Here is a 12,583-nt window from a genome sequence, read left to right on the forward strand (position 1 = left end):
TCAGGCCACCTCCTCGGTGTGGATGTCGTGGTCGGCGGGCTGGGAGCGGTCGGGGTTCTCTGGGTTCTCGGAGCTCGCGGTGCCGTGGCCGGTCAGGGCGAGGAAGACCTCGTCGAGGGTCGGCTGCTGCACGTTGGCGGTGGTGATCGAGATGTCGGCGTGGCGAAGGCCGATGAGCACGTCGGCGGCTCGGTCGGCGTCCGCCAGCGGCACGTTGACGCCGCCGGCCTCGGGCGTGAGCACCGGACGGTCGCCGGTGACCCTCTCGACCACTGCGGCTGCTGCGGCGATCTGCGTCTTGTCGCTCAGACGAAGGTGCAGCGTGGAGCTGCCGACGGAGGTCTTGAGCTGCTCCGAGGTGCCCTCGGCGACCTTGACGCCGCGGTCGATGACCGCGATCCGGTCGGCGAGCTGGTCGGCCTCGTCGAGATACTGGGTGGTCAGCAGGACGGTGGAGCCGCCGGCCACCAGCGTACGGATGGTGTCCCACATCTGACCCCGGGTGCGTGGGTCCAGGCCGGTGGTCGGCTCGTCGAGGAAGATCAGCGGCGGTCGGCTCAGGAGCGAGGCGGCGAGGTCGAGGCGGCGGCGCATGCCGCCGGAGAACTTCGAGATCTGCCGCTTGGCGGCCTCTTCGAGGCCGAAGGACTCCAAGAGCTCCTCCGAGGCCGCGCGGGCGGACTTGCCGGACATGCCCAGCAGACGACCGAAGAGGACGAGGTTCTCGGTGGCGGTGAGGTTCTCGTCGACGGAGGCGTACTGCCCCGTCACGCCGACGAGCTGGCGCACCTGATGGGGGGAGGCCTTGACGTCGACCCCGAAGATCTCTGCCTTGCCGGCATCGATCGGGAGCAGGGTCGCGAGCATCTTGAGCATCGTGGTCTTGCCGGCGCCGTTGGGGCCGAGCACGCCGAAGACCTCGCCGCGGCGGATCTCGAGGTCGATCCCGTCGACCGCGGTGAAGTCGCCGAAGGTCTTGACCAGACCAGTGGCCGATACGGCCAGTTCGGTGTTGGTTGTCATGCTCCCAGGGTGTGGGCCGCCGGTTTCAGGCCGCCTTCACTGCGGTTTCACGACTCATCCTCCGGTTTCAACAGGCCCAGTCAGCGGGCGGCGTCCAGGCGGGCGAGGACGTCGTCGAGGTCGTCGCCGACCACCAGGGTCTCGGCGGGGGAGCCGTGCAGGAACCCCGCCGCGGCGATGCGCTCCATCATCTCGACGAGCGGGTCCCAGAAGCCGTTGACGTTGAGGAGGCCCACCGGTTTGCCGTGCAGCGACAGGGTCTGCCAGGTCCAGACCTCGAAGAGCTCCTCGAGGGTGCCGATCCCGCCGGGGAGGGCGAGGAACGCGTCGGCCCGCTCGGCCATGAGCGCCTTGCGCTCGTGCATCGTGTCGACCACGAGCGTCTGCATCCCCGGCGCGCCTTCGACGCGACCCCACTCGCGGTCGACCATGAACCGTGGGATCACGCCGAAGACCTTGCCGTTGCCGTCGATCGCGCCCTGGGAGATCTGGCCCATCAGGCCGCCACCACCGGCTCCGTAGACCAGCTCGATCCCGCGCTCCGCGAGGTCCTTGCCGACCTCGTAGGCACTCTCCGAGAGCGTGGGATCGTTGCCGTCGCGGGACCCGAGGAAGACCGCCAGGTGCTTGATCATGCGGGAGAGGCTAGTCGTCCGTGATCGGCTGGTTGGTCAACGCGCGGAAGCGGTCGTAGACGTCCTTGTCGCCGGTGACCGCGATGCCCTCGTCGTCGCGGCGACGCCAGAGCCAGGCGACCAGGTCGGCTGCGGTGCCCGCGACGACGGCGTCCGGCTCGGTGCCGGCGGGGATCGACTGCGCTGCGACGACGCTGAGATCTGGCTCGTCCTGCATGCTGTCGCCGTCGGGACGGGTGCCGGAGACGAGGCCGAGCTGGACCCAGGTGCGGGTGTCGGTGTCGACGGCGTCGATCCGCACGTACTGGTCGCTGCCCGCGAAAGTCGCCCACTCGGGCTTGCCACCGTAGAAGACGTCGAGGACCTCATCGATCCCGTCGGCGGCCAGGGCCGGGTCGAGCGGCGTCACGGCGCCGGCGGTGAGCTCGGCGTCGAGGCGGTGGATGAGGATCTCGTGGGCCTGTCGGCGGTAGGTGAAGCCGGCGGTCCGCTCGTGGGACCACGACCAGGTGGGCTCCTCGGGCCCGGTCTTCTCCAGGGTCGCCACGAACTTGGCGTTGATCTGGTCGAAGTAGTCGAGCAGATCCTGGTAGGTGGCGTCCTTCGGCCGCTCGGGCTCGTCGTAGGTCTCGCTCGTCGGCGCGGCCGGGCGGGTCTCCAGGACGTACGTCCAGAAGTGCTGCACCTCGCCGGCGACGTGCCACAGCAGGTCGGCGGCGGTCCACTCGGGAGCGGTCGGGACCGGGGCCGCGGGATCTGTGTTCGCGAGCGCCGAGCGGAAGAGCGCCGACTCCGACCTGATGTGGTCGAGGTAGGCGGTGGGGGTGAGGCGTGTCATGGAGCGAACACTAAATGCTGGTGTCTCAGGGTGCGAACGGGTTTTGCGCGAGGCATGCAGGTGGGCGTATGGTCATGCATATGACGAAGAAGCGCGTCGCAGTCGCCGGTGCCAGTGGATACGCCGGAGGTGAGCTGCTCAGGCTGCTGCTGGCCCACCCCGAGGTGGAGATCGGCGCCATGACCGCCGCCTCCAGCGCGGGCAAGACCCTGGGCAGCCTGCAACCACACCTGGTCCCGTTGGCCGACCGGGTGCTGGAGCCCACCAACGCCGAGACTCTCGCCGGTCACGACGTCGTCTTCCTGGCGCTGCCGCACGGTGAGTCCGGGCCGATCGCGGCCGGCCTTCCCGACGACGTGGTCGTGATCGACTGCGGTGCCGACTACCGGCTCGCCGACGCCGAGACGTGGACGAGGTTCTACGGCACCGACCACGCCGGCACGTGGCCCTACGGACTGCCCGAGCTGCCCGGACAGCGGGCGGCACTCTCCGCGGCCAGCCGGATCGCGGTGCCGGGATGCTTCCCGACCGTCTCCACCCTGGCGCTGGCCCCGGCGGTCGAGGCCGGCATCGTCGAGCCCGAGGTCGTCGTGGTCGCCGCCACCGGCACCAGCGGTGCCGGGAAGTCGTCCAAGCCGCATCTGATCGGTGCCGAGGTCATGGGCAACGTCAGCGCCTACGGCGTCGGCGGCGCCCACCGGCACACCCCCGAGATCATCCAGAACCTCTCCGCGCTGGTCGACGGCGAGGTCTCGGTCTCGTTCACCCCGGTCCTGGTGCCGATGCCGCGCGGCATCCTGGCGACCTGCTCGGCAAAGCTCGCCGGCAGCGTGACCGCGGCGGATGCGCGTGCTGTCTACGAGAAGGCGTACGGCGATGAGCCCTTCGTCCACCTGCTTCCCGAGGGGCAGTGGCCCCAGACGCAGGCCGTGCTCGGCTCCAACGCCGTCCACCTGCAGGTGACCGTCGACGAGGCCGCCGGGCGGCTGGTCGTCGTCGGTGCCGAGGACAACCTCGCCAAGGGCACCGCCGGGGGAGCGATCCAGTGCATGAACCTGGCGCTCGGTCTCGAGGAGACCTCCGGGCTGAGCACGGTCGGAGTCGCGCCGTGATCGATTTGGAGACCGTCGCCCACGAGCCTGGTCGACCCGATCCCGCCAAGGCCCGCACCCTCGCCGGTGCGCTGCCGTGGCTGATGGAGTATCACGGCAAGATCGTCGTGGTGAAGTACGGCGGCAACGCCATGACCGACGACAAGCTCAAGCGCGCCTTCGCCGAGGACATCGCCTTCATGCGGTTCGCCGGCTTCAAGCCGGTGGTCGTACACGGCGGTGGTCCGCAGATCTCCTCGATGCTCGACCGGCTCGGCATCGAGTCGGAGTTCCGGGGCGGGCTGCGGGTGACCACGCCGGAGGCGATGGACGTCGTACGCATGGTCCTGGTCGGCCAGGTCCAGCGCGAGCTGGTCGGGCTGATCAACGAGCACGGGCCGCTGGCCGTCGGGCTCTCGGGCGAGGACGCCGGACTCTTCACCGCCGAGCCGGCCAGCACCGTCGTGGACGGCGAGGAGGTCGACCTCGGCCAGGTCGGCGAGGTCGTCGACGTACGTCCCTCGTCGGTTCTCGACATCATCGAGGCGGGCCGGATCCCGGTCGTCTCCAGCGTCGCCCCCGACGCCGACGGGGCCATCTACAACGTCAACGCCGACCGCGCCGCCTCGGCGCTCGCGGTCGCGCTGAAGGCCGAGAAGCTGCTCGTGCTCACCGATGTCGAAGGCCTCTACCTCGACTGGCCCGACCCCGAGGAGGTCATCGGCGAGATCAGCCCCGAGGCGCTGGAGGGCATCCTGCCCGATCTCGCCAGCGGGATGATCCCGAAGATGAGCGCCTGCCTCGAGGCGGTCAAGGGCGGCGTCAAACGCGCCACCGTCGTCGACGGCCGCGAGGAGCACGCCGTGCTGCTGGAGCTGTTCACCGCCGAGGGAGTCGGCACCCAGGTGCTCCCCGGCGTCACCACCAAGACTCGCAAGGCAAGGGAGCTGGATCGATGAGCACGGCTGAGCCCATTTCTTGGAGGAAGCGCTACGCCGCCTCCCTGATGAACACCTTCGGCGCGCCCAAGCTGGTCCTCACCCGAGGTCAGGGTGCCCACGTGTGGGACGAGGACGGCAAGGAGTACGTCGACCTGTTGGCCGGCATCGCGGTCAACGCGCTCGGCCACGCCCACCCGGCGCTCGTCTCCGCGGTGACCTCGCAGCTGGAGTCCCTCGGCCACATCTCCAACTTCTTCACCTCCCAGCCGCAGGTCGAGCTGGCCGAGGCGCTGCTGGCTCGGGTGCCGGGAGGGGAGAGCGGACGGGTCTTCTTCACCAACTCCGGCACCGAGGCCAACGAGGCCGGCTTCAAGCTGACCCGACGGACCGGGCGCAAGCACATCGTGGCTGCCCAGGGCGCCTTCCACGGCCGCTCGATGGGTGCCTTGGCGCTGACCGCCAAGGAGGCCTACCGGGCCCCGTTCGAGCCGCTGCCGGGCGATGTCACCTTCGTCCAGTACGGCGACGCCGAGGCGCTGGCGGCCGTGGTCACCGACGAGACCGCGGCGATCATCCTGGAGCCGATCCAGGGTGAGGCCGGCGTGATCGTCCCGCCCGCCGACTACCTCGCCTCCGCGCGGGCGGTGGCCGACGAGCACGGCGCGCTGCTCTGGCTCGACGAGGTGCAGTCCGGCCTGGGGCGTACCGGCCGCTGGTTCGCCCACGAGACCTCCGGCGTCACCGCCGACATCGTCACCCTGGCCAAGGGTCTCGGTGGCGGCTTCCCGATCGGTGCCTGCATCGGTCTGGGCCGGGCGGCGACGCTCTTCGAGCCCGGCAACCACGGCACCACCTTCGGTGGCAACCCCGTCGCCTGCGCGGCGGGCCTCGCGGTGGTGAACACCATCGAGTCCGACGGCCTCCTCGAGCACGTCACCGTGCTCGGGCAGAAGCTGCGCGACGGTCTCGCAGCCGACCCGCGGGTCGTGCGCGTTGATGGCGAAGGCCTCTTCATCGGAGTGGTTCTCGCCGGTCTCGACTCGGGCGCTGTCGCTGCCGCCGCGCTCGAGGCCGGCTTCATCATCAACAACGCCACGCCCGAGCGGATCCGGCTCGTCCCGCCGCTGGTGCTCACCGAGGACGACGCCGAGAGCCTCCTGGCCGCCTGGCCCGCGATCCTCGATGCCGCCCAGGAACCACAGGGGGCGAAGTGACCAGACACTTCCTCCGAGACGACGACCTCACCCCGGCCGAGCAGGCCGAGGTGCTGGCGCTCGCGGCGACGATGAAGCAGGACCCGTTCGCCGCCAAGCCGCTCGCCGGGCCGGTGACCGTCGCGACGATCTACGACAAGCCGACGCTGCGGACCCAGGCCTCCTTCTCCTCCGGGATCGCCGAGCTCGGCGGCCACTCGATGCTCGTCGACGGCCGTCTGGCCGGGATCGGCGAGCGGGAGTCGGTCGCCGACGTCGCCCGGGTGCTCGGCCGGCAGGCGGGCGAGATCGTGTGGCGTACGTTCGCCCAGTCGAGCATCGAGGAGATGGCGGCGTACGCCGGAGCGCCGGTCATCAACGCACTGACCGACGACTTCCACCCATGCCAGCTGCTCGCCGACCTGTTGACGATCCAGGAGCACAAGGGATCGTTGGCGGGTCTGACCGCGGCCTTCCTGGGCGACGCCGCCTGCAACATGGGCAACTCGTGGGCGCTGGCCGGAGCCACCGCCGGGATGCACGTCCGGTTCGGCGCCCCGGAGGGCTACGCCCCCGACGCCGACGTGCTGGTCCGGGCGAAGGAGATCGCCGAGGAGACCGGCGGCTCGGTCACCGTGACTCCTGACCCCGTCGCGGCGGCTGCGGGGGCCGACGTACTCATCACCGACACCTGGATCTCGATGGGCAAGGAGAGCGAGACGGCCGCCAGGCTCGCGGTCTTCTCGCCCTACGCGCTGACCACCGAACTGATCGGCCATGCCGACGACGACGCGGTCGTGCTCCACTGCCTGCCCGCCTACCGCGGCAAGGAGATCGAGGCCGGGGTGCTCGACGGCCCGCGCAGCCTGGTGTGGGACGAGGCGGAGAACCGGCGCCACGCGCAGAAGGCGATCCTGGCCTTCTTGTGGGAGCGGCGATGACCACGAACGAGGCCCAGCGGCCGGCGACGAAGGGAGCGCGTCAGTCCCTGATCGTCGACATCATCTGGAGCACCGAGATCAAGTCGCAGACGGAGCTGGCCGAGGCGCTGCTCTCGCACGGCGTCCACGTCACCCAGGCGACGCTCTCGCGCGATCTGGACGAGCTCGACGCGGTGAAGGTGCGGGCGGCCAAGGGGTCTCTCGTCTACGCGATCCCCGGCGAGGGCGGCGACCGCAGCTCGGTGGCACCGGGGGAGTCCGCCAGCGGCCGAAGCAAGCTCGGTCGACTCGCCCGCGAGCTCCTGGTGAGCGCGGACGGGAGCGCCAACCTGGTGGTGCTGCGTACGCCTCCGGGGGCTGCGCAGTACTTCGCCTCGGCCGTCGACCGGGCGGACTATCCCGACATCCTCGGCACCATCGCCGGCGACGACACCGTGCTCGTCATCGGCCGCGAGCCTCAGGGCGGAGCGGCGCTCGTCGACCGCTTCCTCAGCCTCGCCGGCAAGACCCCAGACATTCAATAGATTTCTAAGCAAGGAGCAACATCTCGTGAGCAAGGTACTGACCTCCCTCCCCAAGGGCGAGCGCGTCGGCATCGCCTTCTCCGGAGGCCTCGACACCTCCGTGGCGGTCGCCTGGATGCGCGACAAGGGCGCGGTGCCGTGCACCTACACCGCTGATATCGGGCAGTACGACGAGCCCGACATCTCCGGTGTGCCGGACCGCGCGATGGCGTACGGCGCCGAGATCGCCCGCGCCATCGACATCAAGCCGCAGCTCGTCGAGGAGGGCCTGGCCGCGCTCGCCTGCGGCGCCTTCCACATCCGCTCCGGTGGCCGCGCCTACTTCAACACCACCCCGCTCGGCCGCGCCGTCACCGGCACCATGCTGGTGCGGGCCATGCAGGCCGACGACGTCAACATCTGGGGCGACGGGTCGACCTTCAAGGGCAACGACATCGAGCGGTTCTACCGCTACGGCCTGATGGCCAACCCCGAGCTGCGCATCTACAAGCCGTGGCTCGACGCCGACTTCGTCCACGAGCTCGGCGGGCGTCACGAGATGTCGGAGTGGCTGGTGGCTCACGACCTGCCCTACCGCGACTCCACCGAGAAGGCCTACTCCACCGACGCCAACATCTGGGGCGCCACCCACGAGGCCAAGACGCTGGAGCACCTCGACGTCTCGCTGGAGACCGTCGAGCCGATCATGGGCGTGAAGTTCTGGGACCCCTCGGTCGCCATCGAGACCGAGGACGTCTCGATCAGCTTCGTCGAGGGCCGCCCGGTGGCGATCAACGGCAAGTCCTACACCGACCCGGTGGAGCTGGTCTACGAGGCCAACGCGATCGGCGGCCGGCACGGCCTCGGTATGTCGGACCAGATCGAGAACCGGATCATCGAGGCGAAGTCCCGCGGCATCTACGAGGCGCCGGGGATGGCGCTGCTGTGGGCGGCGTACGAGCGGCTGCTCAACGCGGTGCACAACGAGGACACCATGTCCAACTACTACAACGAGGGCCGCAAGCTCGGCCGGCTGCTCTACGAGGGCCGCTGGCTCGACCCGCAGGCGCTGATGGTGCGCGAGTCCATCCAGCGCTGGATCGCCTCGCTGGTCTCCGGCACGGTCACCCTGCGGCTGCGCCGCGGCGAGGACTACACGATCCTCAACACCGAGGGGTCGCACTTCTCCTACCACCCCGAGAAGCTCTCCATGGAGCGCGTCGAGAACGCCGCCTTCGGCCCCGTCGACCGCATCGGCCAGCTCACCATGCGCAACCTCGACATCGCCGACTCGCGCTCCAAGCTCGAGGTCTACGCCGGGCACCCCCTCGACCAGGGCACGGTCCTGGTCGAGAACGGCACTCTCTTCGGCGAGCTCCCCGCCGGTGGCTTCGACCGCATCGCCGCGACCGACGGCAAGCCGCTCCCGACCGCACTGCCCGTCGACGGGCCGGTCCTGGACGACACGTTCCTGGACGAGGCGGCGATCGAGGCCGGGAACGACTGATGTCGAACACACCTGCCAACACCACCAACGAGGGCAAGCTCTGGGGCGGCCGGTTCGCCGGCGGTCCTTCGCCGGAGCTCGAGGCGCTCTCCCGCTCGACGCAGTTCGACTGGCGGCTGGCGCTCTACGACATCGCCGGGTCGCACGCCCACGCCAAGGCGCTGGGCGCCGCGGGGCTGCTGAGCGGCGACGAGGAGAACGAGATCCACCGTGGTCTCGACGTGCTCGCAGACCGGTTCACCGCCGGTCGGCTTCTCCCGGCCGACTCCGACGAGGACGTGCACGGCGCGCTGGAGCGGCTGCTGATCGAGGAGATCGGGCCGGAGGTGGGCGGCAAGCTGCGCGCGGGCCGCTCGCGCAACGACCAGATCGCGACGCTGTTCCGCAGCTACCTGCTCGACCACGAGCGGGTGCTGCGTGGGCTCGTGCTCGACCTCATCGACGCGCTCGCGGCGCAGGCCGATGAGAACATGGGCGCGATCATGCCGGGGCGTACGCACCTCCAGCACGCCCAGCCGGTGCTGCTCTCGCACCACCTGATGGCTCATGCCTGGTCGCTGCTGCGAGACGTCGACCGGCTCGGCGACTGGCGCGAGCGGGTGATCTGCGACTCGCCCTACGGGTCCGGGGCGCTCGCGGGCCAGTCGCTCGGGCTGGACCCGGAGCTGGTCGCCTCCGAGCTCGGCTTCACCGGCTCGAGCGCCAACTCGATCGACGGCACCGCCTCGCGTGACTTCGTGGCCGAGTTCGCCTACGTGTGCGCTCAGATCGGCGTCGACATCAGCCGGATCGCCGAGGAGATCATCCTGTGGGCGACCAGGGAGTTCGACTTCGTCACGCTGCACGACTCCTGGTCCACCGGGTCGAGCATCATGCCGCAGAAGAAGAACCCCGACATCTCCGAGCTGGCCCGTGGCAAGGCCGGACGCCTGGTCGGCAACCTGACCGGGCTGCTGACGACGCTGAAGGCGCTGCCACTGGCGTACAACCGCGACCTGCAGGAGGACAAGGAGCCGGTCTTCGACTCCCTGGACACCCTCGAGGTGCTGCTCCCGGCCTTCACCGGCCAGGTCGCGACGCTGGTCTACAACACCGACCGGATGGCCGAGCTCGCCCCGCAGGGGTTCTCGCTGGCCACCGACATCGCCGAGTGGCTGGTCCGGCAGGGCACGCCCTTCCGGATCGCCCACGAACTGGCCGGGGCTTGCGTCCAGGCAGCGGAGAAGCGCGGCGTGGAGCTTGCCGAGCTCACCGACGAGGAGTTCGCCACGATCTCGCCGGCGCTCACCCCGGACGTACGCCTGGTGCTGACCATCGAAGGATCGGTCGCCTCCCGCGACGGCCGCGGCGGCACCGCGCCCGACCGGGTCACCGAGCAGCTCGCCGAGCTTCGGTCCAAGTCTGCCGGATTCCGCACCAGCTAGATTTGCGCCGAGATGCTCGCCCAGCGCCCCGCGGTCGCCGCCCGAGGGCGCTGGGTCTGCTTCACCTACTGCGTGTCGAGGAGCTCAGTATGAATCAGGACTTCCTTGCCCGTGCCGCTGAAGAGGTCGCTCCCGAACTGCTCGGGAAGACCCTTTCCTGCGAGACCACTGAGGGCGTTGTGACCATCGTCATCACGGAGACCGAGGCGTACTCCGGTACAGCTGACCCGGCCTCTCACGCCTACCGCGGCCGCAGCGCCCGCAACGCCACCATGTTTGGCCCCGCAGGGCATCTCTATGTCTACCGTTCCCATGGCATTCACTGGTGTGCGAACGTCGTCACTGCGACCGATGGTGTTGCCGCGGGAGTCCTCATCCGGGCGGGCAGAGTTGTCGCGGGCGAGGACCTGGCGCGGGAGCGGCGTGGGGAGCGGGTGGAGAGCACGCGCCTCGCCAAGGGTCCGGGGAACGTCGGCCAGGCGCTTGGCATCACCGGAGAGCACAACGGTGCAGATCTTCTGACAGGCACGTCGATCAGGCTGTCCGAGGGCGAGTCGGTGCCGACCGAGCTCATCCAGGCTGGTCCTCGGGTGGGGGTGAGCAAGGCCCACGACTGGCAGCACCGCTTCTACGTGGCTGATGACCCGACGGTCTCGGCCTACCGGCTGAGTCCGAGAGTCAAGCCGGTCGCAGGAGACTGAGGCGATTCCCGGCGGAGGTTCTTCCTCGCGAGCGTTACCCGGCCGACCGGCGCGCTGACTCTCCGAGCGGGCCGATCGCCATCCACAGGACCTGTTCAGACACGAGTTGTCCACAGGGCCTGTTCGCACTGCCAGAACTGTCGGCGCCCCTGACCAGGATGATGGTCGGAGGTGATCGAGATGACGGTCGCAAGGGTAGAGAAGGAGCCATCCCCGGACGATGGCGGACGCGCGGGGCGTGCCGAAGGGCTGGCAACGGTCAACGAGGTGCGGCTGATCGGCCGGCTGTCGCTGGCCGCGGAGGAGAGGGAGCTGCCGAGCGGTGACCAGCTGACCGCGTTCAGGGTGGTCGTGAACAGGCCACGCGACAAACGCCGGGGGAGCCGGGTGCAGATCGACGCCCTCGAGTGCCACACCTGGATCGCTCGGGTTCGGCGTGCGGCGATGACCTGGCAGGTGGGAGACGTCATCGAGGTCAACGGGTCTCTGCGCCGCCGGTTCTTCAAGACCGGTGGGCGGCTGCAGTCGATGACCGAGGTGGAGGTGCTCTCGGCCAGACGGGTCAGCCGGGCCGGTGCCGCGACGAAGCAGGCCAGCTAGTGCCGAGACTTCTCCAGATGCGCGGCGTCGAGGAGACGGATGAGCACCCCTGGGTGCGGTTTGGGCTGGAACGAGGTCGCCTTCTCCGGGAGCAGCCGGCCGACGGAGGCCGAGGAGAGGATGGTGTCGAACGTCGGCGCCGCCAGCAGCACGGCGACATCGCGGCCCGGGCGGGCCCGCTTGAGCGCGGCATCGACCTGGTGCGCGTGCAACACCCGAGACGGCTGCCGGCGCAGCTCCGGAAGAACCCGGTCGTGCAGGTAGCCGACGTCGCCGGTCGCAGGGATCTCGGAGGTGTCGACCTCGAGCGTGGCCCAACCACGGCCGTCACTGACCACGATGACGCCGGGGCCGAGCCTGCCCAGGGCAGCCTCACGTCCACCCGCGGTCCAGGCGGCACCGACGGACTCGGCCGCGGCCCGAAGGTCGCGCAGGTTCACCCCGGCGAGCACCCGGTGGATCGCGCCGAGCTGCAACGGGGTGTCGTCCTGGTCGATGAGCATCGCCAGGCCGAAGTCGGTCGCGGCCGCGTCGCCGGGATCGGCCGGTCCCTGGAGCTCGGCGTAGGCCGAGTAGCGGTGGTGTCCGTCGGCGATCAGCGCCTGCTCGGTGGCCCAGGCGGCGCGCAGCTGCCCGATCACAGCCTCGTCGGTGATCGCCCAGACCCGGTGATGCTGGCCCCCGTGGTCGTCGTACTGCTCGTGGGGAGGACTGCTCTGCACCCGGTCGAGCAGCTCGGCGACGCCGTCGGGCGCGTGGTAGGTGAGCAGGATCGGCGCCGGGTGCACCCGCATCTGACGCATCCTGGAGGCCAGCTGCTCGGCCTGAGCGGTCCGTACGCCCTCGTGGGGGAGCACGGCGGCCTCACCGGGCTCGTCGGTGCGGTGCGAGACGTCGAGGATCCCGACCACGCCACGCACCGTGATCCCGGCTGCGGTGTACTCGTGCAGGTAGAGCGCGGCGTCGCGGTGCTCGTGCAGGTCACCACGGGCCAGCCACGAGCTGATCCGGGAGGTGACCCCGCGATAGGGGCGGGAGTAGAGCCGCGCCGAGGTCGGGTCCCCGATCCGTGACGGCGCCAAGGAGAGCGCTCGAAAAGGCTCCAGACGGAGCGGACGGCGGAGGTACGGCGCCCTCACCACACCTGTATCGCCCATCCACACATCGTAGGGTCACACTGGTCCCA

Annotated in this window: 13 protein-coding genes; 9 read left to right on the forward strand and 4 right to left on the reverse strand. The window is 70.0% G+C overall.

Features of this window, described 5'->3' with window-relative positions; translation table 11 throughout:
• The 3 genes from BJ988_RS09210 to BJ988_RS09220 all read right to left on the reverse strand — a co-directional run bounded on the left by BJ988_RS09210 (position 1) and on the right by BJ988_RS09220 (position 2,496).
• The gene (locus BJ988_RS09210; protein ID WP_179657718.1) at positions 1 to 1,023 is read right to left on the reverse strand and encodes an ATP-binding cassette domain-containing protein; all 1,023 of its coding nucleotides are present in this window, start codon (positions 1,021 to 1,023) and stop codon (positions 1 to 3) included.
• A gap of 80 nt (positions 1,024 to 1,103) precedes the next feature.
• Positions 1,104 to 1,658, reverse strand: coding sequence for an LOG family protein (locus tag BJ988_RS09215; protein ID WP_179657719.1), 555 nt, complete (start codon positions 1,656 to 1,658; stop codon positions 1,104 to 1,106).
• Between the two features lie 10 nt (positions 1,659 to 1,668).
• Complete coding sequence (locus BJ988_RS09220; protein WP_179657720.1) at positions 1,669 to 2,496, reverse strand: maleylpyruvate isomerase family mycothiol-dependent enzyme; 828 nt, start codon at positions 2,494 to 2,496, stop codon at positions 1,669 to 1,671.
• Between the two features lie 74 nt (positions 2,497 to 2,570).
• On the opposite strand from BJ988_RS09220, the gene argC reads away from it, so the two are divergent.
• From argC to BJ988_RS09265, 9 genes are all read left to right on the forward strand, one after another.
• Positions 2,571 to 3,608: an N-acetyl-gamma-glutamyl-phosphate reductase gene (gene argC, locus BJ988_RS09225; RefSeq protein WP_179657721.1), complete on the forward strand. Its 1,038-nt coding sequence runs from the start codon at positions 2,571 to 2,573 to the stop codon at positions 3,606 to 3,608.
• 83 nt (positions 3,609 to 3,691) lie between these two features.
• The gene (gene argB, locus BJ988_RS09230) at positions 3,692 to 4,546 is read left to right on the forward strand and encodes an acetylglutamate kinase (protein WP_246321827.1); all 855 of its coding nucleotides are present in this window, start codon (positions 3,692 to 3,694) and stop codon (positions 4,544 to 4,546) included.
• Positions 4,543 to 5,742 carry an acetylornithine transaminase gene (locus tag BJ988_RS09235; RefSeq protein ID WP_179657722.1) on the forward strand — a complete coding sequence of 400 codons (1,200 nt, stop codon included), beginning with the start codon at positions 4,543 to 4,545 and terminating at the stop codon, positions 5,740 to 5,742. Before argB ends, BJ988_RS09235 begins: the two co-directional genes overlap by 4 nt.
• Positions 5,739 to 6,662 carry an ornithine carbamoyltransferase gene (argF, locus tag BJ988_RS09240; RefSeq protein WP_179657723.1) on the forward strand — a complete coding sequence of 308 codons (924 nt, stop codon included), beginning with the start codon at positions 5,739 to 5,741 and terminating at the stop codon, positions 6,660 to 6,662. The genes BJ988_RS09235 and argF overlap by 4 nt, the downstream gene beginning before the upstream one ends.
• Entirely contained in the window at positions 6,659 to 7,186 is a 528-nt protein-coding gene (locus BJ988_RS09245; RefSeq protein ID WP_179657724.1) for an arginine repressor, read from the forward strand. The genes argF and BJ988_RS09245 overlap by 4 nt, the downstream gene beginning before the upstream one ends.
• Before the next feature lie 25 nt (positions 7,187 to 7,211).
• Complete coding sequence (argG, locus tag BJ988_RS09250) at positions 7,212 to 8,672, forward strand: argininosuccinate synthase (protein WP_179657725.1); 1,461 nt, start codon at positions 7,212 to 7,214, stop codon at positions 8,670 to 8,672.
• Positions 8,672 to 10,096, forward strand: coding sequence for an argininosuccinate lyase (gene argH / locus BJ988_RS09255; RefSeq protein ID WP_179657726.1), 1,425 nt, complete (start codon positions 8,672 to 8,674; stop codon positions 10,094 to 10,096). Before argG ends, argH begins: the two co-directional genes overlap by 1 nt.
• 89 nt (positions 10,097 to 10,185) lie before the next feature.
• Complete coding sequence (locus BJ988_RS09260) at positions 10,186 to 10,797, forward strand: DNA-3-methyladenine glycosylase (RefSeq protein ID WP_179657727.1); 612 nt, start codon at positions 10,186 to 10,188, stop codon at positions 10,795 to 10,797.
• Positions 10,798 to 10,977: 180 nt separating this feature from the next.
• On the forward strand, positions 10,978 to 11,397 hold the full coding sequence (locus BJ988_RS09265; protein WP_179657728.1) for a single-stranded DNA-binding protein: 420 nt from the start codon (positions 10,978 to 10,980) through the stop codon (positions 11,395 to 11,397).
• On the opposite strand, the gene BJ988_RS09270 is transcribed toward BJ988_RS09265, so the two are convergent.
• Positions 11,394 to 12,554, reverse strand: a complete 1,161-nt coding sequence (locus tag BJ988_RS09270; protein WP_179657729.1) for a DUF1015 family protein — start codon at positions 12,552 to 12,554, stop codon at positions 11,394 to 11,396. The two genes, BJ988_RS09265 and BJ988_RS09270, sit on opposite strands and share 4 nt — an antisense overlap.
• Positions 12,555 to 12,583: the final 29 nt, after the last annotated feature.

The sequence above is a fragment of the Nocardioides panzhihuensis genome, from assembly GCF_013408335.1.
Lineage (GTDB): Bacteria > Actinomycetota > Actinomycetes > Propionibacteriales > Nocardioidaceae > Nocardioides > Nocardioides panzhihuensis.